Here is a 21,536-nt window from a genome sequence, read left to right on the forward strand (position 1 = left end):
TAGGCCGGACCCCCGGCCGCACCACAGTCTCAGCATTGCCACGAGCAACCTGCACCGTTGGAGGTTTACATGGGCCGCACCGTCTCCCCCGCGCGTGATGACAGGGCCGCCGTGGACAAGGCGATGAGCCTGCTCAACGCCTTCGGCGCCGACGCGCTGACCGGCGTCGGGGTCAGCGAACTGGCCCGCCGCGCCGACCTGTCCAAGTCCACCGCCTTCCGGCTGCTGGGCATGCTGCAGCGCAACGGCGCCGTGGAGCGGGCGGGCAACGCCTACCGGCTGGGCCGGATGATCCTCAGCCTGGGCGATAACCAGGAGACGGTCGTCCACGGCCGGATGCGGGACGTGCTCACCCCGTTCCTGGCCGACCTCTACGAACTGACCAAGCAGACCGTGCACCTGGCCGTGCTGCAGGGCAGCGACGTCGTCTACCTGAACAAGCTGTACGGGCACCTGCAGGTGCGCAGCCCCTCCCGCATCGGCGGCATCGCTCCGGCCTACTGCACCGCCGTCGGCAAGGTGCTGCTCGCCTTCGATCCGGACACCGCCGACGACGTGCTGAAGGGCGAGCTGGCCACCTGGACGCCGCACACCATCACCGATCCGGAGCTGTTCCGCCGGGAGCTGCTGGAGGTCCGCCGCAGCGGCCTGGCCTTTGACCGGGAGGAAATCCTGCTCGGCCTGAACTGCGTGGCCGCCCCGGTGATGGGCCCCAACGGCCGCCCGGTGGCGGCGCTGTCCATTTCCGGGCCGGTGGGCAAGTTCGTACCGGATTCGCAGGCCAACGCCCTGCGCAAGGTCTGCTATGCCGCGGGCCGCGCGGTGGCCGCCGCCTCGCCGCGGAGCCAGCCGCGCCGGCTGGCGCCCACCGGCTGACACTGCTTACAGCACGGCTTAAAGCACGACGCCGGGCAGCGCCGCCACCCCCGCGGCGCTGCCCGGGCCCGACTCCATGCCCGGCCCTACTGGGTGGGCACGTCGTCCAGGTTGCGGGATTCCTCCAGCACCCAGTCCGGTTCGGCGACCATCAGGGACAGGCTGCGGCCGGGCACGTCCACATCCACCACGTAGCGGTAGCCGGCGGCCTCGGCGCGGGCGATGTCCTCGACGTCGCCCTCCCCCGCCGCCACGACCAGCCGGCGGCAGGCCGGGTCCTCGGCCATCACGATCTCGGAGACCAGCTGCAGGGCCTGCGGGCCGGCCCCGGCGTCCGGCTCCATCAGCCGGTCGCGCACGCCGGCGGGATACGCCGCGGCCACCGGGGTGGCGGTCATGAACGCCACCCGGACCTCACCGGCGGGTCGGCCGTCCTCGGTGACCCGGTAGGCGCGGTGCCAGCCCGACGGCGCCGGCACCTCCTCCGCCTGCCAGGCGGCGGGCAGCGGGGCGGGCCACTTGAGCAGATCGACTTCGTTGCTGGACATTATGCGGGTACTCCGTTCTGTGCCATCTGCCGGATGCTCGTCTTGTCGAGCTTGCCCGAGCCGTTGCGCGGCACGGTGCCGGTGACGATCAGTTTCTTGGGCAGTTTGTAGCGGGCCAGGTAACCGGCGGCGAACTCGCGCACGTCCTCGATGGTGGGCACGACGCCGTCACGGCAGGCCATCACGGCCACCACGTTTTCGCCCCACTTGGGATCCTGGACGCCCACCACGGCGACGTCGAGCACCCCGGGGTATTCCATCAGGGCCCGCTCGACCTCGGCGGGGTACACGTTCTCCCCGCCGGTGACGATCATGTCCTTGAGCCGGTCCACGATGTAGAAGTAGCCGTCGGCGTCCTGGTAGCCGAGGTCGCCGGAGCGGAACCAGCCGTCCTGGAAGGCGGCGGCGGTGGCCTCCGGATTGTTCCAGTAGCCGGGGGTGACGTTGGGCCCGCGGACCCACAGCTCGCCGGTGGCACCCGGCTCCGTGACGTCGGTGCCGGTGACCGGATCCACCACCCGCACATCGGTGTAGGGCATGGGAATGCCGCAGGAGCCGGGCTTTTCGTAGGTGAGCTCGGTGGGCAGGTAGGTGGCGAACGGCGCCGTTTCGGTCAGGCCCCAAGCCTGCTGCACCGCGATGCCCTTCGTCTCATACTGCTTGAGCAGCACCGGCGGCACCGGCGCGCCGGCGCAGATCAGCGCCCGCAGGCTGGTCAGGTCGTGCCGCTCGAACTCGTCGACCTGCCGCATCGCCGAGAGCATCGACGGCACCAGGAACGCCTGGTTGACCCGGTACTGCTCGATGTCGGCCAGCACCTGCCGGGGATCGAAAGTCCGCCGGATCAGGGTCACCCCGCCGCGCACCAGCACCCGCACGGTCAGGGCGTTGAGCCCGCCGATGTGAAACAGCGGCGCCACGGCCAGGTTCACGTCGCCGCGCCGGGTGTCCACCAGCGAATCCACGTTGACCGAGTTCCACCACACGTTCCCGTGGGTCAGCTGCACGCCCTTGGGCTGGCCGGTGGTGCCGGAGGTGAACATCAGGATGGCCAGGTCGGTGTCCCGGGCCGGCAGTGGCTCCGGCGTGGGCGCGGCGTCCGCCGCGGCCAGGAATCCGGTCAGCAGCTGCCAGTGCTCCCGCACCGCGGCCTTGACCGGGACGGCGGCGTCGTCGTCGGCCAGTACCGGCAGCGGCGCCGCGCTCGACGACGCCTCACCCGCGCCGGAACCGGCGCCGGCCTCGGCGGTCAGGTCCACCACGTGGTCCACGACGTCCTGGTGGCAGGGCTCGGCGACCAGGACGCGGGGCGTGGCGCGCTCCAGCAGCGCCTTGATCTCCCGCGGCGCCAGCCGGAAGTTCAGCGGCTGGAAGACCGCGCCGATCCACCAGGCGCCCAGCATCACGCGGAAGAAGGTCAGGCTGTTCAGGCCCAGGTACGCCACCCGGTCTCCGGGGCGCACGCCGGCGGCAGCGAAGGCGCGCGCGTACCGCGCCGCGTCGTCGGCCAGCTGCCCGTAGTCCAGCACCTGGTCTTCGTAGATGATCGCCCGGCTGCGGGGCGAGAAGCGGGCCTGCCGCAGCAGCCCCGCCACCGGGTTGATATTGGTCTCGCTCACAGTTCGTCTCCTCCTGCGGCGCGGTCGCCGAAACCGCGCACGGCGATGCCGCCGTCAGCGGGAATGATGGCTCCGGTGATGTTGCCGGAGTTGCGCCGGGAGGCGAGCAGGACGTAGGAGCCGGTGAAGTCCCGCGGCTCCACCGACGCGTCGTGCAGCGGGATCAGCGGGTTGTTCCCGGTGATCTCCGAGCGGGCGAAGGAGGCGGAGATGGAGCGCTCCTTCAGCCCGATGGATTCAGGGCCGCGCAGGTCGGTGTTCATGCCGCCCACGGCGACGCCGTTGACCCGCACCTTGGGGGCGAGTTCGTAGGCGAGCTGGTTGACCAGCCCGCGGCAGGCGAACTTGGACGCGGTGTAGACCGGGCCGCCGCCGGCCGTGTGGAACGAGGCGTTGGAAAGCGTCATGACGATGCTGCCGCGGGTCTTGACCAGTTCCCGCCACGCCGCCTCCACGGTGAGCAGGTAGCCCTTGACGTTGATCGCGAACAGTTCGTCGAAGGCCGCGCCCAGCTCCTCGCCGTCGAGCCTGGTCACCGAGCGGTTGTAGTCCCAGATCCCGGCGTTGGGCACCAGGATGTCCAGTTTCCCGAACCGGTCCACGGTCTGCGCGACGGCGTCGTGCAGGGAGCGTGAGTCCCGGACGTCGCCGGCGACGGCGAGGATCCGGTCCCCGGCCCCGGTCTCGTCCGCCACGGCCTGCAGCTTGTCCTTGTCCCGGCCGAAGATGGCCACGGAGGCGCCTTCGGCCAGGAACCGTTCGGCCACGGCCCGGCCGATGCCGGATCCGCCGCCGGTGATGAAGGCGACGTCTCCGTCCACCCAGCCTGCGGAAGCTGTGCTGCTCATTTCTACCTCTCTGTAGGAAGGGCGGCCCGGCCTGCGGGCGGCTAGAAGAAGGTGCTGAGGTTCTTGGCCTGGAGCACGTTCGCGTCGAACAGCAGCTCCCGGCTGGCGACCCGGAACCCGCCGTCGGGCTGGATGCGGATCACGTCGGTGCGTCCGCCGGCGTAGATGTCGGTCTCGGTCTGCAGCCGGTTCCGGTAGACCAGGAACGCGGAGCGGACCTTCAGCTCGTTCTCGGCGTGGTGGCGGACGGTCACGTTGGACACCAGGTGGCGGGTGCGCGAGGGCGGGTCCTCCGCCCAGGCCATGCCGGAGTCGTAGCGGCGGATCCGCCAGGCCAGGGATTCCTTGGTCTCGTCGAAGTAGGCGGCCTCCCCGCGGGCGCCGATGGCCAGGGCGGCCTGGCGGCGCAGCCGGTTGGTGCGCAGCGGCGCCCAGTAGGTGAGGTCCTCGTCGAAGATCTCCAGCCAGTCGGCGAAGCGCCCGTCGTCGAGCAGCTCCGCCTCCAGGAAGTAGAACTGCTGGACCCGGTAGGCCAGCTCGGCGTCGGCCAGCCGGCCTTCGAGTTCATCCGCCGCGGTGGCGGCGGGCGTGGCGATAACGTGTTCGGTCATGGTGTGCGTCCTTACCTGGCGAGCTTCTTCAGGTCCGCGGACGGGTCCGCGAGTTTCTCCGGATCCACCAGGATCCGGCGGTCGATGATGCGCCGGGCGGCGCGGACGGTGAGCCCGCCGTCGACGGCGGCGCAGCCGAGCAGGTAGCCCTCCGCATCCAGCCGGAACACCACCGAGGGCACCCCGTCCTTTTCGCGGATGATGGTGGTGCCGTCGCCGACCATGCTGCCCACGCCTTCGAGGTGCACCCCGTGCCTGTCGGACCAGAACCAGGCCGCGCCGTGGCGGGGCGGTTCCTGGCCGAGCAGGGCCGCGGCCGCCGTCGCGCCGCTGTTCATGGCGTGTTCCCAGTGCTCGGCGCGGCGCAGCAGCGTGCCGTCCGGCAGCCGGGTGCGCGCGGCGTCGCCCACCGCGTAGACGTTGGGGTGGGTGGTGCGCTGGGATTCGTCCACGATGGTGCCGTTGTCGGTCTCCAGGCCGGCGGCGACGGCGAGCCCGGTGTCCGGAACGATGCCGATGCCCACCAGCACGACGTCGGCGTCGATCACCTCGCCGCTGTTCATCTCCAGGTGGTGGCCGTCGGCGTCCACGGTGATCGCCGCGGGGATGCCCGTGACCATGCGGATGCCGCGTTCGGCGTGCATGTCATGCAGGCGGCGGGCCAGCTCGGGGCCCACGGCGGGCACCAGCGGCGGATCCACCGGGTCGATGAGCACGACGTCGGCGCCCAGCTCCTTGGCGGAGGAGGCCGTCTCGGCGCCGATCAGGCCGGCGCCGATGATGGCCAGCCGGGTGCCGGGGGCCAGCAGGGAACGCAGCCTGTCGGCGTCCTCGCGGGTGCGCAGGTAGAGCAGCGAGTCCAGGTCCCCGCCGGGGATGGACAGCCGGCGGGCGGTGCCGCCGGTGGCCAGGACCACGCGGTCCGCGGTGACGACGCTGCCGTCCTCCAGCTCCACGGTGCCGGCGTCGGCGTCCAGGGCGGCGGCGCGTCCGGGGACGATCCGGATGTCCTGGCCGGTGAACCAGTCCGCCGGGGAAAGCAGGATCTCGTCCGCGCTGCGCCGGCCGAGCAGGTAGTCCTTGCTCAGCGGCGGGCGGTCGTACGGCACGCCGGCGGGATCAATGATGGTCAGGGTGCCTTCGAAGCCGCGCGAGCGCAGCTCCTTGGCGGTGGTGAAGCCTGCCATCCCGCCGCCGACGATGGTCACGGAGTTCAAAGCCATGGGGGTTCTCTCTTGTTCCGGTCCGCGGCAGATCAGACGGCGGCGGGGGCGTTGGGGTACAGCAGGACGTTGCCGTCCTGGACCTCCACCTTGTGGGTGCGGGCCGCGATGGTGGCCGGCATGCACAGCGCCGCGCCGGTCTTGAGGCAGAACTTGGCGGAGTGGATCGGGCACTCGACCTCGGTGCCTTCGATCCAGCCGTCGGCCAGGGACGCGGTTTCGTGCGTGCAGTTGTCGTTCAGGGCGTAGAACTGCCCGTCCTCGGCGTGGAACACGGCGATGTCCTCGCCGGTGCCGTTCTCCGCCGCGGGAATGACCGCCGCTTCGCCTTCGGCGATGTCGTCGACGGTTCCGATGGTGATGGACTCGCTCACGGGGTCTCCTCCGGGGTCTGCTGGGTCGTGGTTTCGTGCCAGGCGGGGGTGTTCATCAGCTTCGACCAGTGGCGGTAGAAGGAACGCCCGGCGGCGTCGGAGTACAGTTCGCTGGTCTGGCCCGGGTAGGTGCCGTCCTCGCGTTCGCTGCCGATGCCCATCTGGAAGTTCAGGGGCACCTTGTTGGTGACGAAGCCGCGGGAGATGGCCTGGATCTCGGACCAGTTCTCTCCGTCGTCGGCCTCGAAGATGCCCGACGGGCCGAAGGTGCGCAGGTTGTAGAGCCGCTGGGCGTCCTTGACCTCGTCCGGCATGGACTTGTCCACCAGGATCCAGGCCCAGACCTCGATCTTGTCCGGGCCCTTGGGGTGCCAGACGCGGATCGAGCCGTTGACCGGCAGGTAGGAGAAGGACGGGAAGACGGTGGCGTGCCCGGTGGTCATGGGGCCTTCAACGGCGGCGTCGCCCAGGCGCTCGCGCAGGGCCTCGTAGTCGTAGTACTCGTGCACCGGCCGGGCGTCGAACCGCGACTTCGGGTGCGTCGGGAAGCCGGCGCCGTGGCCGTTGGGCGAGACGTACTGGCGCCCCGGGGTGGCGGCGATCTCCGGCTTGGGGCCGCGCCCGGTGGGCGAGAGGACCATCAGCGCCGAGGCGTGGGACATGTTCACGTGGTACCAGTCGGTGGCGAACTGCTCGGCGGCGAGCTTCCAGTTGCCTTCCAGCACCCACTTCATGACGCCGCCGATGACCTCGGTGCCTTCCGGGTCACGGTCCAGCATGGCGTCCATGTAGTAGCGCATGTCGCCCAGGGTGTCCTCGAGCGGTTCCGCGCCGGAGTCCCAGTTGCCGAAGATCAGGCCCTTGTAGACGGCGACGTTGGGAACCTCGATGAGCCCCCACTGCTTCTTGTCGAAGTCCGCCGGGTAGGCGCCCTCGTTGGGCACCGACTGCAGGGCGCCGGCCAGGTCGAAGGACCAGCCGTGGTAGGTGCAGGTGAACATCTTGGTGGCCCCGGCGTCGGCCCGGCAGAGGCGGACGCCGCGGTGCCGGCAGGAGTTCAGGTAGGCGCGGATGTTCTTCTGCTTGTCCATGGTGACGATGACCGGGTCTTCGCCCATGAAGGTGGTGAAGAAGTCGCCGGGCTTCTTGAACTGGCTGGTGTGCGCAAGGAAGAGCCAGCTGCGGGCGAAGATGCGCCGCATCTCCTGCTGGTAGATGCCCGGGTCCGTGTAGATCGACCGGTCGATCAGGCCGCCGTCGGCGTCCACCAGGGTGGAGACGTCGATGTTCGCTGCCATCTGCGCCGGCCGTGGCATCCGGCCGATGGCGGCGTTGGCCTGCGACGGGCAGGAATCCGTGGTGGTCATCTGGATCAATTCCTTCAAAAGACGAAAGGGGCTGTCTTCGCGGGGCAGGCGGGGCCGGCCCGGTTTCCCATCAGACCGTGCCTTGCACCACATCTGCCAGCCCGCGTTCCGAACCCTAAGACACCCCTGATTGTCAAACCGGAGGCGGTTCCGGGCGGGCGGCCGACGGCGGGCGCCTGCCTCCCGCAGCGGCGCGGTTCCGGGCCGGTATGAGGGTCGACGCCGGTCCCGGCCGCCGGCGTCGAACGTTCCGGCAGGCGGCACGGACTGTTGGGTGACGTGCATCACACGGGCGACGCTTCGGGGGACGCAGCTGTCCGCTGCCCCGCTTTTTCACCCACATGGAGGACCGATGGAACAGACCGTTCCCACCCTGGCAACGGCGCCCGGGCACACCCCGTCGAAGAAGGATTCCCGGCGCGCGCTGGTCTCCAGCTTCCTGGGCTCGACCGTGGAGTACTACGACTTCCTGCTCTACGGAGCCGCCGCCGGCCTGGTCTTCCCGGTCCTGTTCTTTCCCTCGGACATGGACCGGGTGCTGGGCACCGTCCTGTCGTTCGTCATCCTGCTGGCCGGCTACATCTCGCGGCCCATCGGCGGCATCCTCTTCGGCCACTTCGGTGACCGGATCGGCCGCAAGAACATGCTCTTCGTGACCCTGATGATGATGGGCCTGGTCTCGGTGGCCATCGGCCTGATGCCCACCTACCAGACCATCGGCGTCGCCGCGCCCCTGGTGCTGGTCTTCCTGCGCGTGGTGCAGGGCCTGGCCGTGGGCGGTGAATGGGCCGGCGCCACGCTGATGGCCGCCGAGCACGTCCAGCAGAAGAACCGCGGCTTCGCCGCCTCCATCGCCGTCACCGGCGGACCCACCGGCTCGGTCCTGGCGACCCTGGTGCTGGGCCTGTTCGCCGGGCTGCCCGAAGAGGCGTTCCTGAGCTGGGGCTGGCGGATTCCGTTCCTGCTCTCCGCCGCCCTGGTGATCATCGGCCTGTACATGCGCTACCGGGTGACCGAGTCCCCCGACTTCGTCAAGGCGCAGGCCGAGGGCCGCGTGGAGACCGGCGTGCCGATCGTCCGCGTGCTCAAGCGGTACCCGCTGGAGTCGGTGCTCGGCACCCTGGCCGTGGCCGGGCCGCTGTTCATGCAGGCGCTGCTGGCCGTGTTCATGGTGCCCTACGTGGTCGGCACCGGCGCCGTCACCCGGCAGGAGGCGCTGATGATGCTGACCTTCTCCTCCTTCCTGCACATCTTCTCCATCCCGTTCTTCGCCTGGCTGTCGGACCGGTTCGGCCGCCGCCCGGTGATGCTGGCCGGCGCCGGCATCTCGGTGGCCCTGGTCTTCCCCATGTTCGCGCTGTTCAACTCCGGCAGCTTCTGGCTGATCGCCGTGGCCTTCGTGGTCGGCAACCCGATCATCCAGGCCTCCATGTACGGGCCGATCGGGGCGTTCCTGGCCGAGAAGTTCGACACCCAGTCCCGCTACACCGGCGTCTCGCTGACCTTCCAGCTGGGCTCGGTGCTCGGCGCCGGCACCGCTCCGCTGATGTCGCAGTGGCTGGTGGGCCTGGGCGACGGCGGCACCAACAACATCGCCTGGTACTTCATCCTGCTGATCGCGATCGCCGCGGTGTGCGTGTACTTCTCCAAGGAGACCCGCGGCGGCGCCGAGCGCACGCTGCCGTAACCGGAGTCCGACGTCGGCGGCCGCGTCCGCAGCCGGCGTCGCGGGCCGCGCCGTTACGGCAGCGTCCCGTCAGGCGGCACCCGTCCTCCCGGACGGGTGCCGCCCCTCGTTAGGGTGACAGAAACCCCACCATGCAACACCTATCGAGGAGTACCCGTGGCCCTTCCCACCTCCCTGGACGAGTTCACCGCCGCCTGGCGCAAGTTCGAGGAACGGCGCGGCTTTGACGACATCGCCGCCACCCTGGGCCTGGCGCCGCACGCGGTCACCGAAGACACGCTGAGCATGTCCCTGAAGCTGACCGACCCGCTGGCCCAGGCCAACGGCATGTATGCCGCGGCCACCCTGTTCGGCGCCGCCGACATCACCGGCACCTTCATGGCCATGCTCGCCTTCGCGGACCGCGGCCAGTTCCCGCTGGCGGTGCAGTCCAACCTGAACTTCATGTCCAACTCCAAGGCCCCCGAGGCCGTGGCCACCGCCCGGATCCTGCGCGGCGGCGGCTCGGTGGCCGTGATGGAGGTGTCCGTCGCCGACAGCGAGGGCAAGGCCCTGGTGCACTCCACGTTCACGTACGTGCTCAAGGACCGCGGCCTGGGCCGCTGACCCGACGTCGGCGTCCCGTCGCGGCAGCCGCACCGTCCCGCAGAGCGGAACGGGTACCCCCCTGAACGCCCTCCTCTGGCGTGCAATAGGTACGAGGAACCAGACTTCTAAGGAGTAGGCCGTGAACCACGCCCTCATCTGTATGTCCCACAGCCCGCTGCTGGAACACACCAACCCGCCCGCCGACGTCAAGGCCGCCGTCGAGGCAGCCTTCGACCAGGCCCGCCAGTTCGCCCGGGACTTCAACCCGGACCTGGTGGTCAACTTCGGGCCGGACCACTACAACGGCTTCTTCTACGACCTGATGCCGCCGTTCTGCATCGGCTACGAGGCGCTGGGCACCGGCGACTACAACTCCTGGGACGGGCCGATCAACGTGCCCACCGGCGAGGCCGAGCAGCTGGCCCAGTACGTGATCGACCAGGACATCGACACCGCGATCTCCCGCAAGATGGAGGTTGACCACGGCGCCGTGCAGCCGATGGAGATCATCTTCGGCGGCCTGGACCGCACCCCCGTGATTCCGATCTTCGTGAACTCCGTGGCCCGCCCGTTCACCAAGGTCTCCCGGGTCCGGAAGTTCGGGCAGGCCGTGGGCGAGTACTTCGCCAAGTCGGACAAGAAGGTGCTGTTCATCGGCTCCGGCGGGCTCTCCCACGATCCGCCGGTCCCGCAGATCGCCACCGCCACGGAGGAGCAGCGCGCCTTCCTGACCAACGGCCGCCACCCCACCCCGGAGGCCCGCGCCGCCCGCGAGCAGCGCACCATCAACACCGCGATCGCCTTCGCCGCCGGTGAGGCGGACATCATGGAGCTGAACCCGGAATGGGACCGCGGCTTCCTGGACGTGTGCCGCTCCGGCAACGTCGAGGGCTTCGACGCCTACAGCGCCGATGAGATGGACGCCGTCGCCGGGCACTCCTCCCACGAGGTGCGCACCTGGGTGGCCGCCTACTCGGCGCTGCGCGCCTGCGGCGAGTACGAGGTCAGCTACGAGTTCTACAAGCCGATCAAGGAATACATCGCCGGCTTCGGCGTGACGACGGCGGTGCTGAAGTAATGACTGTTTCCCCTGACCTCACCGCCTCCGCCGCGTCCGCCGACGACGCCGCGGCCCGCCGGGAGCGCATCGCCGCGTTCGCCGCGGAGCTGCTGACCGCCACGAAGACCCTGGAGCCGGTGCCGCCGCTGCGGACCCGGCTGGAGGGCATGGACCTGGATGACGCCTACGCGGTGCAGTCCCTGCAGCTGGAAGAGCATCTGGCCGCGGGCCGGGTGCTGGCCGGGCGCAAGGTGGGCCTGACCTCCCCGGCCATGCAGGCCCAGCTGGGCGTGGACTCCCCCGACTTCGGGTTCTTCTTCGAGGACATGGTCCACACCGACGGAGCGCAGGTTCCCGCGGACGGGTTCGTGTCCCCGAAGGTGGAGCCGGAGTTCGGTTTCCGGCTCAAGCACACCCTGCAGGGCCCGGGCGTGACCCTGGAACAGGCCGCCGCGGCCATCGGCGAGGTGTACGCCGCCATCGAGATCATCGACTCGCGCATCGCGGACTGGGACATCAAGCTGGTGGACACGGTGGCGGACAACGCCTCGTGCGGCGCGATCGCCGTCGGCGCCAGCCCGCTGCCGGTCGCCGTCGAGGACCTCGCCGGGGTGCAGTGCACCCTGCGGATCGACGGCGAGGCCCGGGAAACCGGCACCGGTGACGCCGTGATGGGCAACCCGGTGGAACCGCTGGCCTGGCTGGCGAACGTGCTCGGCGAGCAGGGCGTGGCCCTGGAGGCCGGCCAGCTGGTGCTGCCCGGCTCCTTCACCAAGGCCCTGCCGGTGCGCGCCGGGGAATCCGCCACCGCCGACTTCGGGGACCTGGGCTCCCTCACCATCCACTTCAGCTGACCCGCCCGCGGCTCTCCGCCGCCGGGCACCGGCACCATCGACACCGCTGGCCCCTGCCGGCGAACCAGACTAAGGACCCACCAGTGACAGCCAAGAAAACGGCCGCGATAGTCGGCTCCGGAAACATCGGCACCGACCTGATGTTCAAGCTGATGCGCCGCAGCGAGCACATCGAACCCAAGTACATGATCGGCGTCGATCCCGCCTCCGACGGCCTGGCCCGCGCCTCCCGGCTCGGCCTGACCTCCTCCGCCGGCGGCGTGGACTGGCTGCTGGCCCAGGACGAGCTGCCGGACTTCGTGTTCGAGGCGACCTCCGCGAAGGCGCACGCCGCCAACGCGCCCCGCTACGCCGAGGCCGGGATCACCGCGATCGACCTGACCCCGGCCGCCGTCGGCCCGTACGTCTGCCCGGTGGTGAACCTGGATTCCGTACCGCAGGCGCAGAACGTCAACATGATCACCTGCGGCGGGCAGGCCACCACCCCCATCGTCGCCGCGATCTCCTCGGTGGTGCCGGTGGAGTACGCCGAGATCGTCGCCTCCATCGCCTCCAAGTCCGCCGGCCCGGGCACCCGCGCCAACGTGGACGAGTTCACCGAAACCACGGCCAAGGCCCTGGAGGTGGTCGGCGGCGCCAAGCGCGGCAAGGCCATCATCATCATCAACCCGGTCGAACCGCCGATGATCATGCGCAACACCGTCTACGCCGCGGTACCCGCCGAGGCCGCCGAACCCGGCGCCCTGCAGGACGCGGTCCGCGAGTCCATCGCCCGCACCGTCGAAAAGGTACAGAGCTACGTGCCCGGCTACTCGCTGCGCGTGGACCCGCAGTTCGACCCGGCACGCCCGGAATGGAACGGCTCCGGCCGGGTCGGCGTGTGGATCCAGGTCCGCGGCGCCGCCGACTACCTGCCGGAATACGCCGGCAACCTGGACATCATCACCGCGGCCGCGACGCGCACGGCAGACCTGCTGGCCGAACGCATGGGCACCGCCGCCACCGCCACCGCAGGAGCATCCGCATGAGCAACTACAGCATCCGCCTGACCGACACCACGCTGCGCGACGGCTCCCACGCCATGAGCCACCGGTTCACCGAGGAGCACGTGCGCTCCACCGTCCGCGCCCTGGACGACGCCGGCGTGAAGGTCATCGAGGTCACCCACGGCGACGGCCTCGGCGGCTCCTCCTTCAACTACGGCTTCTCCCTCACCCCCGAGCTGGACCTGGTCCGCGCCGCCGTGGACGAAGCGAAGCAGGCCAAAATCGCCGTGCTCATGCTCCCGGGCCTGGGCACCATCCACGACCTGAACCAGGCGCACGACGCCGGCGCCACGGTGGCGCGCATCGCCACCCACTGCACCGAAGCGGACGTGTCCATCCAGCACTTCCAGCACGCCCGCGAACTCGGCATGGAAACCGTCGGGTTCCTCATGCTCTCGCACCGCGCCACCCCCGAGGAACTCGCCCGGCAGGGCCGGATCATGGCCGACGCCGGCTGCCAGTGCGTCTACGTCGTGGACTCCGCCGGCGCGCTGATCCTCGAGGACGTCTCCGAACGGGTCTCCGCCCTGGTCGCCGAACTCGGCGAGGACGCGCAGGTCGGCTTCCACGGTCACCAGAACATGAGCTTCGGCGTCGCGAACTCGGTGTTCGCCGTCCGCGCCGGCGCCAAGCAGATCGACGGCACCCTCGTCGCCCTCGGCGCCGGTGCCGGCAACTCCCCCACCGAAGTCCTGGCCGCCGCGTTCGAGCGCCTGGACATCGAAACCGGCGTCGACGTCCAGGGCCTCATGGCCGCCGCCGAAGACGTGGTCAAGCCCTACATCACCCGCATGCCCGTCATGGACCGCGCGTCCATCATGCAGGGCTACGCCGGTGTCTACTCCTCGTTCCTGATCCACGCCGAACGCGCCGCCGAGCGGTACGGCGTGCCGGCCTGGCAGATCCTCGAGGAAGTCGGCAAGGCCGGCTACGTCGGCGGCCAGGAAGACATGATCGTCGACGTCGCGGTGCAGCTGGCCGGCGCCAAGTAGCACGCCGGGCCGGCAGCATCGCTGCCCGCCACGCAGGCCGGAAGGGCGGGATCCCTGGGGAAAAGGATCCCGCCCTTCCTTATGTCCCGGGGCCAGCCTCCTCCCCCTGACCACCCAAGCACCTAAGTGTTCTGAATCGTTACCCAAGTTTCCTGAGATTTAACAAAAGAACTCTTCTAAGGACGATTGTCCTCCGGTAGGTTCAAGAAACCGAGTACGGCCGGATCCCCGGCAGATGGATGCGCGCTTCTTTCAGTGCGACATTTCCCCACAAGGGAATATCCCGATATACATTGGCCTGCCTTCTTTCAGCGCCGCCAAGATTCAGTGATGCCCGGAAGGGAAAAACGATGAAATCCAAGTACCTCGTTACCGGAGCTGCCCTCTCAGTGCTGCTCTTGACCGCCTGCATGCAGGGCGGAGCGCAATCGGCAAAGGATATCGATACTGCGACTTTTGAGGGCCAGGAGGCAGGAACCGTTCCGAAAGGCGCCCTCGACGGAACCACGATGACTTTCGTCTCGTGGGGAGGGGACTTCCAGAACGGTCAGCAGGAGGCGTTCGGCGATCCCTTCAGCGATGAGTCGGGGGCAGAAGTCCTCTACGATGGCCCCACGGACACGGCTAAGCTTCGAGCGCAAGTGGAATCCGGAAACGTGTCTTGGGATGTGGTCAACGGGAACCCGACCTATGGAACTGCATACTGCGGAGAACTGTACGAGCCCTTGGACTTGTCACTGATCGACACCTCGCTGATCCCCGAAGGCATGGCACAGGGTGAGTGTTTCCTACCGTCTCTCGCCTATGTCTATGGATTCTTCTACAACGCCGATAAATACGGGGATAATCCGCCGACCACATGGGCGGATTTCTTTGACACCGAGCGGTTCCCCGGCACCCGGGCGATCGACGGGCGCGCCGTTCCGACAGCGGGAACACTTGAGGCCGCCCTCCTAGCCGACGGCGTCCCCCAGGACCAGCTCTATCCGCTGGACATCGACCGCGCGCTGGCGAAATGGAGCACGATCAAGGACTCCCTTGACTACTGGACCTCCGGGGCACAGCAAACGCAGATGGCCCAGGCGGGGAGTGCGGACATCGTGTTCGGCTGGAGCGGAAGGCTCTACGAAGCAAACCAGAACGGAACCAACTTCGTCCCGGTCTGGAACCAGTCCTTCATCACGAGCGACAGTTTTTCGATCGTCAAGGGCACGAAGAACCCGGTGGCAGCCCACAGCTTCATCAACTACGCACTCGGCGCGCAGCAGCAGGCCACCATGGCTGAGCTGACAAGCTACTCCCCGGCCAACATCGAATCCGAACCGCGCTTCTCTTCCGAGGCTCAGGACTTCAACGTCACCAGCCCCGAGGTCATGGACGTTACCATTCCCCAGAACCCGAGTTACTGGGGTGAAAATCTGGATTCCATCGTTACCGCTTGGGAAGGCTGGCTGAATTCGTGACGGCCACGCTGGAATCGCAGCCCCACGCGGCGACGAAACCCGCTCCGCCCGCCGCCCGCCCCCGGCGGTTCCGGCGGAGCAGCGGCCTCCTGCTCCCCGCAGTGGCCCTGGTCCTCATCGTCTTCGTCACGCCGGTCTGCTACGTGGTAGCCCAGAGCTTTTCCGATCCGTCCCTCGGCATGCAGAACTACCAGTGGCTCTTCAGCACCGGACACAACCTAGAGGTCATTCTGCGCACCCTGGGAGTGGCCCTGGCTGCGACCGTGATCTGCGCTCTGCTTGGCTATCCATACGCCTATATGATGAGCATTTCCGGGCCCCGTCTGCGCGGCATCCTCGCCGCGCTGGTCCTCCTCCCGTTTTGGACCTCAATGATGGTGCGGACCTTCGCATGGGTGATCATTCTTCAGGACAACGGGGTTCTCAATACCCTGCTGGGCATGGTTGGGCTTCCGGGTCAAAGCCTCCTCGGATCCACATGGGCCGTCCTCGTCGGAATGTGTCAGGTGCTCATGCCCTTCATGGTGCTGCCGATGGCGTCGACCATGCAGGCCATTGACCAGCGTCTTCCGCTCGCAGCCCAGGTCATGGGCGCCTCACCAGCGCGGGCGTTCTGGTCGGTCTACTTTCCGTTGTCTCTGCCAGGTGTGCTGGCAGGAGGCCTTATGGTCTTCATCCTGTCGCTGGGCTTCTATGTGACTCCGGCGATCCTCGGATCGCCCCGAGACCAGCTCCTGCCCAATGCTCTGTATACCCAGGTCCTGGAACTGCTGAACTGGGGACGGGGCGGTGCCCTCGCGGTAGCCCTCCTCGTCATCGTCGTCGGGATCCTTTTGTGCGTGGCCACGCTGGGGCGGCTTTTCAAAGTCAAGGTCGCAGATCTGGGAGGAACCAAGCTGTGAAGAACAGAAGCCGTCTCCCCCTTTACCTCCTAACCGGGCTCGTCGCACTTTGGCTGGTGGCTCCGACGCTGGTCGTCATTCCGTTGTCGTTCACCGAACAACGATCACTAGCTTTTCCTCCCACCGGTTTTTCATTGCGTTGGTATGAGAACTTCTTCACCAGCGCCGGCTGGGTCGGTGGGCTCCTCAATAGCCTGCAGATCGCCCTGGTAGTCGCCCTCGTCTCCACGATTCTGGGCACGGCAGCGGCCTACGCCCTCTCCAAAACCGCAGGGTTCCGCGCGTTGGCGGCCCGGAACTTACTCCTCGTCCCGATGCTCGTGCCAAACGTAATCTTCGCCGTCGGCCTCTACGCACTGTTTCTGCAGGTGAACCTCGTTGGCACTTTCCTAGGTTTCCTGTTGGCCCACACCGCCCTTGCTCTGCCGTTTGTGGTCATCAATGTCGCTGCTTCGCTGGCAAGCTATGACCCGCAGCTTGAAAAAGCCGCCTGGATATGCGGCGCAAGCAAACTCGGGTCATTTTTCACCGTGACATTGCCGTCCATCAAGTCCGGCGTGCTGTCCGGATTCCTGTTCGCCTTCATCACCTCGTTCGATGAAGTCATCGTCTCCCTGTTCATCTCCAATCCGTTCCTGCAGACACTGCCTGTACGAATGTTCAGCAGTCTTCAACGCGAAGTGGACCCCACCATAGCTGCGGCAGCGACCGTCATCATGGCCATTACCACCATCGCGGCAGCCCTCGGCATATCGGCCTCAAGTCGAAAGAAGAACAATGCCTGATTCCCACCCAAACGCAGAAGTCCGCCTCCAAGCCGTTAGCAAGGAGTTCGGCGATTTCACCGCCGTCGATAATGCCACCGTGACCATACCGGCCGGTGAATTCGTCACCCTGCTGGGACCCAGCGGGAGCGGCAAAACCACTACACTAAACATGATTGCCGGGTTCGAAACCCCTACCCGGGGAGAAATAACGCTGGACGGCCGGCCGCTCAACGACGTTGCCGTCAGCAAGCGGAACATCGGCATGGTTTTCCAAGGCTACGCCCTTTTTCCCCATATGAGCGTCGCGGACAACATCGCGTATCCCTTGAGACGGCGGAAGCATAGCAAGGCAAAGACCCAGCAGCGGGTAGCCGAGGTCCTGGAGCTGGTGGGTCTTTCCTCCTTCCGGGACCGCATGCCGGTACAGCTTTCGGGCGGACAGCGCCAGCGCGTCGCACTGGCGCGGGCGATTTCGTACGAGCCTCCTGTCCTGCTGATGGACGAGCCGCTAAGCGCATTGGACAAGGCCCTGCGGGAGCATCTTCAGCAGGAAATCAAAGCCATCCACCGCAACGTCGGGACCACGGTGGTCTACGTGACACACGATCAAGATGAGGCCCTGGCTCTCTCGGATCAGGTCGTTGTCTTCCGCGACGGGTCTATCCAGCAGGTGGGCAGCCCTCAGGACCTGTACGCCAATCCGGTTAATTCGTTTGTGGCCGGCTTTCTCGGAGAATCGCTTCGCCTTAAGTGCGAAATCCGCGACGGCCAGCTTCAGCTTCAGGGTCGGATGCTTCCCGTCCCCGCTCCTAAGGGCGCCTCCGCCGCTGAGCTCATGGTCCGTCCAGAGCACATCAGTGCGGCAGCGTCGCACCCCTCACAGGCTGTGGACACCGGGAGGACCGCGGTCGCGGCCGTCATCGAAGATGCAACGTACATCGGGCATGCCGTGCGCTACAAGGTTGAGGTGCCCGGCGCGGGCAGTGGGATAGTCCGCCAGCCAGTAGGCGCCGGCCCCAGTTTCACGCCGGGAGAGAGCGTCAGCCTCTCCTGGGCGACAGATAACGGACGAATCCTCCTCCCCTGACTGAACGGAACATCGGTATGCGCACTGGTAATGGCTCCTTCTGGCTGACTTCAACCCCGGACCCAAGGTCTCCACGCCCATGTCTCGACGGAGACTTGGAATGCTCAGTGGCCATCATCGGCGCCGGATACACCGGCCTATGGACGGCGTACTGGATCAAAAAGCAGAACCCCGGCCGCACCGTCGTCGTCATCGATAAGAACAAGGTCGGCTACGGGGCTTCCGGACGCAACGGCGGCTGGATCAGCGGCAAGACGGTGGGACTCAGGAAGAACCTGGGTAAATTCGGCAGCCCTGAAGACGTGCTGTTTATGGAACGCGTCTGCCATGAAGCTGTCTATGAGATTGCGGACATCGTTGAGAAGGAGGGCATCGACCCCGGCTTGCGGAGGGGCGGATGGATGCAGATAGCTCGAACGGACAGCGAGATGGCCCGCCTGGCGCATCATGCCGACGCGGACTACGCCGCAGGGCTTACCCGGGACGACGTGCGCCTGCTGGACGCCCGCGAAACGACCGAGAAAGTGAACGTTCCCGGTCTGGTCGGCTCGTTGTACAGTCCCCACTCCGCCCGGATCAACCCCGCCCGGCTGGCCTATGGGCTGGCCCGGGTCTGTGAGGAACTGGGGGTGATGATCTACGAAGACACTGCGGCTGAGACCATCAGCCGGCACTCGGTCCATACCTCACGCGGCGTCATCACGGCGGATACCGTGGTCTTGGCGACCGAGGGGTTCTCGTGCCGCTTGCCCGGACGCCGCCGCGATGTCCTGCCAATGCTCTCGTCGATGGTGGTTACCCAGCCCCTATCGGAGGGCGATTGGAACAAGATCGGTTGGGAAGACTATGTCTGCATGAGCGGAGCAGACCACGTCTACTTCTATTCCCAGCACACCGAGGACGGCCGGATCGCGATCGGCGGCCGCGGAAAGCCTTACCGGTGGCGTTCAGCGCTTGATGATGACGGTAAGCTCAATGCGCGCACCCAAGAGCAGCTGAAGGGAATCCTGGCCGGTCTCTTTCCAGACGTACCCTTCGAGTATGAACACGCCTGGTGTGGTGTACTAGGCGTCACCCGGGATTGGTCGCCCTTTATATCGCTGGACAAGTCGTCCGGCGTTATCGAGGCAGGCGGCTATGCCGGACAGGGCGTGACGGCCGCCTATGTCGCCGCCAGGACGATCGCTGATCTGGTGGAAGGGTCAGACACAGAATTGACGAGGAGTGTGTGGGTCCGGAGCCACCCGCGGAAGTGGGAACCCGAGCCCCTGAGGTGGATCGGGTCTCACGCCGTCCAAAAGCTGTATCAGGTGGCCGACGTCATCGAGAAGCGCCGCGGCGGACCCAAAACGTCGGTAGTCGCCGAGTTCGCGAATCGGGTCTCGGGCAGGGGCTGATCCCTGGGCGGGCACCCCGCAGTTGCCGTGGCTGACGTTGCAGCAGCACCAGCCAAATTGGAAGAAAGAATCGGTGTGCCAGATGTCAGGTGAGCCCTCCGCAGAGTCGAATGAGGCAATTGGTGCCCGCCTGCGCCGTCGGCGCAAGGCGAAGCGGCTGACTCTCCGTCAGGTGGCGGAGGAAGCCGGACTCGCCGAAGGGTTCCTGTCGCAGCTTGAACGAGGTGTCCATTCCGGCAGCGTCCGGACTCTCCAGAAAATCTGCAAGGTCCTGGGTCTTACCGTCGGGGAACTGTTCGACGGGACTTGGGAGGATGCTCCCGGGGTGACCCGTTTCGTCGATATACGGGGGTTCTCCTTCGGAGTTGACGCACGAAAGGCGCGGCTCACTCCTAAGTCCTTCGACCATTTGGAGGCATTCATCGGGCTGCTGGAACCAGGCGGCTCGACCGGTGTTGAACCGTATGCGCACGGCGACTCCGAGGAGCTGTTGCTGGTGATCGACGGAGAAGTGAACGTGACCGTGGGGGGAATTACGCATCGGCTCGGCAGACTGGACTCGCTTCCATACTCCAGCCGACAGGCCCACCGGGTAGCTGAAGCCGTGGGGCAGTCGGCGACGGTCCTCTGGGCCATCTCACCACCGAGCTACTAGCCATAGGGGCTGCACAGGTATAAAACGGAGGGCAGCGCTCAGAAAGGCGGACTATCCTTCCGTGCGCCGAGCGGAGCCTCGGCCTGCATTCAGGGGCGCGGAGCCGACGCCCGACGCAGCAGCAGGTAGGCGGCCGCCCCGGCCGCCGTGCCCCAGACCGGCGCGACGATGCCGAAGGGCGCGATGCCCGAGGCAGTCACGGCCAGAGTGATCAAAGCCGCTTCCGGCGCAGCCGGCCCGCCCGCGCCGCGACCGTCGCCGTTTGGTGCCAACGTTCCGCTGACCGCGCCCTGCAGCGCCCCGAGCAGGGCAACGCCGGCCGCCGCAGTGATCAGCTCCCCCGGCACCGCACCTAGCAGAGCCACGATCGGGCTGCCCAGCAGCCCGAAGAGGACAAAGAACGCCCCGCAGGAGACGCCGGCAACGTAGCGGCGCGCCGGGTCCTCGTGCGCTTCCCGGCCGGAGCAGATGCCGGCGGTGATCGCGGCCAGGTTGATCGCGTGCGCCCCGAACGGCGCGAACAGCACGGACGCGGCCGATGACGCTCCGAGCAGCAGCCGGTCGTTCGGCCGGTAGCCGCTGGCCTGCATCATCGCCAGGCCCGGCCCGTTCTGCCCGGCCATGGTCACCACCAGCAGCGGCACCGCGATGCCCAGGAACGCGTGGACGGTGAACACCGGCGTCGTCCAGAGCACCGGGGAGAGGTCCAGCACCAGCCGCGTCGGGATCATCTGCCCCGCGAACCCAGCGATCGCGAGACCGGCCAGCAGCGCCAGCAGCACCGCATACCGCGGAGCCACGCGCCGGGCCACCAGATACGTTGCCACCAGACCTCCGGCCACCAGCGGAGCGTCAACCACGGCGTGGGCCGCCTGCAGCACGAACGGCAGCAGCACCCCGGCCAGGACGGCCGAGAGGATGGGCCGGGGAATGAACGCCATCAACCTCCCGAACCAGCCGGTGGCGCCCAGGAGCAGCCCCAGCACGCCGGCGGCGATGTAGGCGCCGACGGCCTCGGCGTAGGAATAGTCGCCCAGGGCAGTGATCAGCAGTGCAGCCCCCGGCACGGACCAGGCCACCACCACCGGCATGCGGGTGAGCAGGCTCAGCACCAGGCACACCGCTCCGCTGCCCACCGAGATCGCCCAGACCCAGGAGGCGGTCTGCTCCGGACTCAGCCCGGCGGCGTCGGCCGCCCCCAGGACTACCAGCAGCGGCCCCGCATAGGAGACCGCCACCGCCACCAGGCCGGCGGTTACGGCGGAGAGCGAGACGTCGGCGAGCCGGATCCGGTGCGGCGTCGTCGAGGGCTCGGCGAGGTTGTGCGGAGGCTGCAACGAAGCCGTCCTTCTGATGGGGGCCGGGAACCTGCCCACCGTAGGCAGCAGGAATTGATGCGGACAAATACCGATTTCCAGCAGATTGAGACGCTTCGCCTCTCACCTGGGGCCTAGGTGGAGCCTAGGCATTTGGCTGGTGTGACCGCAGACACACCCGGGCAGAGTGGAGGGAACGTTCTCCGCCGGGCACGCCCCGGCCGGGGCACCGTCGCCCCCACCGCCCCACAGCACC

General features: G+C 67.6%; 21 protein-coding genes. 13 read left to right on the forward strand and 8 right to left on the reverse strand.

Translation table 11 applies throughout. The features are described from left to right. Positions 1-69 precede the first annotated feature (69 nt). Positions 70-876, forward strand: coding sequence for an IclR family transcriptional regulator (locus AC5RV6_RS13975; RefSeq protein WP_494007928.1), 807 nt, complete (start codon positions 70-72; stop codon positions 874-876). An 86-nt stretch (positions 877-962) separates the two neighbouring features. Here the strand turns inward: AC5RV6_RS13975 and AC5RV6_RS13980 are convergent, their stop codons facing one another. The 7 genes from AC5RV6_RS13980 to AC5RV6_RS14010 are packed head-to-tail and all read right to left on the reverse strand — an operon-like array spanning position 963 to position 7,466. Further along, positions 963-1,424, reverse strand: a complete 462-nt coding sequence (locus AC5RV6_RS13980; protein WP_494007929.1) for a hypothetical protein — start codon at positions 1,422-1,424, stop codon at positions 963-965. Continuing rightward, positions 1,424-3,043, reverse strand: coding sequence for an acyl-CoA synthetase (locus AC5RV6_RS13985; protein WP_494007930.1), 1,620 nt, complete (start codon positions 3,041-3,043; stop codon positions 1,424-1,426). The genes AC5RV6_RS13980 and AC5RV6_RS13985 overlap by 1 nt, the downstream gene beginning before the upstream one ends. Beyond that, positions 3,040-3,891 (reverse strand): 3-(cis-5,6-dihydroxycyclohexa-1,3-dien-1-yl)propanoate dehydrogenase, encoded by an 852-nt coding sequence (gene hcaB / locus AC5RV6_RS13990; RefSeq protein WP_494007931.1) that lies wholly within the window; start codon positions 3,889-3,891, stop codon positions 3,040-3,042. Before hcaB ends, AC5RV6_RS13985 begins: the two co-directional genes overlap by 4 nt. Positions 3,892-3,932: 41 nt before the next feature. Beyond that, on the reverse strand, positions 3,933-4,502 hold the full coding sequence (locus tag AC5RV6_RS13995; RefSeq protein WP_494007932.1) for an aromatic-ring-hydroxylating dioxygenase subunit beta: 570 nt from the start codon (positions 4,500-4,502) through the stop codon (positions 3,933-3,935). Between the two features lie 11 nt (positions 4,503-4,513). Next, positions 4,514-5,725, reverse strand: coding sequence for an NAD(P)/FAD-dependent oxidoreductase (locus AC5RV6_RS14000; protein WP_494007933.1), 1,212 nt, complete (start codon positions 5,723-5,725; stop codon positions 4,514-4,516). Between the two features lie 32 nt (positions 5,726-5,757). Further along, a complete protein-coding gene (locus AC5RV6_RS14005) occupies positions 5,758-6,099 on the reverse strand; it encodes a bifunctional 3-phenylpropionate/cinnamic acid dioxygenase ferredoxin subunit (protein WP_494007934.1) in 342 nt (113 codons plus the stop codon). Then, the gene (locus tag AC5RV6_RS14010; RefSeq protein ID WP_494007935.1) at positions 6,096-7,466 is read right to left on the reverse strand and encodes an aromatic ring-hydroxylating oxygenase subunit alpha; all 1,371 of its coding nucleotides are present in this window, start codon (positions 7,464-7,466) and stop codon (positions 6,096-6,098) included. The genes AC5RV6_RS14005 and AC5RV6_RS14010 overlap by 4 nt, the downstream gene beginning before the upstream one ends. Before the next feature lie 352 nt (positions 7,467-7,818). Between AC5RV6_RS14010 and AC5RV6_RS14015 the strand changes: the two genes are divergently transcribed. The 12 genes from AC5RV6_RS14015 to AC5RV6_RS14070 all read left to right on the forward strand — a co-directional run bounded on the left by AC5RV6_RS14015 (position 7,819) and on the right by AC5RV6_RS14070 (position 19,964). Beyond that, positions 7,819-9,153, forward strand: a complete 1,335-nt coding sequence (locus AC5RV6_RS14015) for an MFS transporter (RefSeq protein WP_494007936.1) — start codon at positions 7,819-7,821, stop codon at positions 9,151-9,153. A gap of 156 nt (positions 9,154-9,309) precedes the next feature. Continuing rightward, a complete protein-coding gene (locus tag AC5RV6_RS14020; protein ID WP_494007937.1) occupies positions 9,310-9,759 on the forward strand; it encodes a PaaI family thioesterase in 450 nt (149 codons plus the stop codon). A 121-nt stretch (positions 9,760-9,880) separates the two neighbouring features. Continuing rightward, a complete protein-coding gene (locus AC5RV6_RS14025; protein ID WP_494007938.1) occupies positions 9,881-10,819 on the forward strand; it encodes a 3-carboxyethylcatechol 2,3-dioxygenase in 939 nt (312 codons plus the stop codon). Beyond that, positions 10,819-11,655: a 2-keto-4-pentenoate hydratase gene (locus AC5RV6_RS14030; protein ID WP_494007939.1), complete on the forward strand. Its 837-nt coding sequence runs from the start codon at positions 10,819-10,821 to the stop codon at positions 11,653-11,655. The genes AC5RV6_RS14025 and AC5RV6_RS14030 overlap by 1 nt, the downstream gene beginning before the upstream one ends. Positions 11,656-11,738: 83 nt before the next feature. After that, the gene (locus tag AC5RV6_RS14035; RefSeq protein ID WP_494007940.1) at positions 11,739-12,683 is read left to right on the forward strand and encodes an acetaldehyde dehydrogenase (acetylating); all 945 of its coding nucleotides are present in this window, start codon (positions 11,739-11,741) and stop codon (positions 12,681-12,683) included. Beyond that, positions 12,680-13,693: a 4-hydroxy-2-oxovalerate aldolase gene (dmpG, locus tag AC5RV6_RS14040; RefSeq protein WP_494007941.1), complete on the forward strand. Its 1,014-nt coding sequence runs from the start codon at positions 12,680-12,682 to the stop codon at positions 13,691-13,693. The genes AC5RV6_RS14035 and dmpG overlap by 4 nt, the downstream gene beginning before the upstream one ends. A 350-nt stretch (positions 13,694-14,043) precedes the next feature. After that, positions 14,044-15,156, forward strand: a complete 1,113-nt coding sequence (locus AC5RV6_RS14045) for an ABC transporter substrate-binding protein (protein WP_494007942.1) — start codon at positions 14,044-14,046, stop codon at positions 15,154-15,156. Continuing rightward, positions 15,153-16,058: an ABC transporter permease gene (locus AC5RV6_RS14050; RefSeq protein WP_494007943.1), complete on the forward strand. Its 906-nt coding sequence runs from the start codon at positions 15,153-15,155 to the stop codon at positions 16,056-16,058. Before AC5RV6_RS14045 ends, AC5RV6_RS14050 begins: the two co-directional genes overlap by 4 nt. Beyond that, positions 16,055-16,843, forward strand: coding sequence for an ABC transporter permease (locus AC5RV6_RS14055; RefSeq protein ID WP_494007944.1), 789 nt, complete (start codon positions 16,055-16,057; stop codon positions 16,841-16,843). The genes AC5RV6_RS14050 and AC5RV6_RS14055 overlap by 4 nt, the downstream gene beginning before the upstream one ends. After that, positions 16,836-17,912 carry an ABC transporter ATP-binding protein gene (locus AC5RV6_RS14060; protein WP_494007945.1) on the forward strand — a complete coding sequence of 359 codons (1,077 nt, stop codon included), beginning with the start codon at positions 16,836-16,838 and terminating at the stop codon, positions 17,910-17,912. The genes AC5RV6_RS14055 and AC5RV6_RS14060 overlap by 8 nt, the downstream gene beginning before the upstream one ends. Before the next feature lie 107 nt (positions 17,913-18,019). Further along, entirely contained in the window at positions 18,020-19,309 is a 1,290-nt protein-coding gene (locus AC5RV6_RS14065; protein WP_494007946.1) for an NAD(P)/FAD-dependent oxidoreductase, read from the forward strand. Positions 19,310-19,391: 82 nt separating this feature from the next. Beyond that, the gene (locus AC5RV6_RS14070; RefSeq protein ID WP_494007947.1) at positions 19,392-19,964 is read left to right on the forward strand and encodes a helix-turn-helix domain-containing protein; all 573 of its coding nucleotides are present in this window, start codon (positions 19,392-19,394) and stop codon (positions 19,962-19,964) included. A gap of 89 nt (positions 19,965-20,053) precedes the next feature. Here the strand turns inward: AC5RV6_RS14070 and AC5RV6_RS14075 are convergent, their stop codons facing one another. Then, entirely contained in the window at positions 20,054-21,301 is a 1,248-nt protein-coding gene (locus tag AC5RV6_RS14075) for a benzoate/H(+) symporter BenE family transporter (RefSeq protein WP_494007948.1), read from the reverse strand. Positions 21,302-21,536: the final 235 nt, after the last annotated feature.

The sequence above is a fragment of the Arthrobacter saudimassiliensis genome, from assembly GCF_059090665.1.

Excerpts from the sequence above, each read along its gene's own strand:
- AC5RV6_RS13975 (WP_494007928.1), top strand. The coding sequence starts at position 70 with ATGGGCCGCACCGTCTCCCCCGCGCGTGATGACAGGGCCGCCGTGGAC.
- AC5RV6_RS13980 (WP_494007929.1), bottom strand. The coding sequence starts at position 1,424 with ATGTCCAGCAACGAAGTCGATCTGCTCAAGTGGCCCGCCCCGCTGCCC.
- hcaB (WP_494007931.1), bottom strand. The coding sequence starts at position 3,891 with ATGAGCAGCACAGCTTCCGCAGGCTGGGTGGACGGAGACGTCGCCTTC.
- AC5RV6_RS13995 (WP_494007932.1), bottom strand. The coding sequence starts at position 4,502 with ATGACCGAACACGTTATCGCCACGCCCGCCGCCACCGCGGCGGATGAA.
- AC5RV6_RS14000 (WP_494007933.1), bottom strand. The coding sequence starts at position 5,725 with ATGGCTTTGAACTCCGTGACCATCGTCGGCGGCGGGATGGCAGGCTTC.
- AC5RV6_RS14010 (WP_494007935.1), bottom strand. The coding sequence starts at position 7,466 with ATGACCACCACGGATTCCTGCCCGTCGCAGGCCAACGCCGCCATCGGC.
- AC5RV6_RS14015 (WP_494007936.1), top strand. The coding sequence starts at position 7,819 with ATGGAACAGACCGTTCCCACCCTGGCAACGGCGCCCGGGCACACCCCG.
- AC5RV6_RS14030 (WP_494007939.1), top strand. The coding sequence starts at position 10,819 with ATGACTGTTTCCCCTGACCTCACCGCCTCCGCCGCGTCCGCCGACGAC.
- dmpG (WP_494007941.1), top strand. The coding sequence starts at position 12,680 with ATGAGCAACTACAGCATCCGCCTGACCGACACCACGCTGCGCGACGGC.
- AC5RV6_RS14045 (WP_494007942.1), top strand. The coding sequence starts at position 14,044 with ATGAAATCCAAGTACCTCGTTACCGGAGCTGCCCTCTCAGTGCTGCTC.
- AC5RV6_RS14060 (WP_494007945.1), top strand. The coding sequence starts at position 16,836 with ATGCCTGATTCCCACCCAAACGCAGAAGTCCGCCTCCAAGCCGTTAGC.
- AC5RV6_RS14070 (WP_494007947.1), top strand. The coding sequence starts at position 19,392 with ATGTCAGGTGAGCCCTCCGCAGAGTCGAATGAGGCAATTGGTGCCCGC.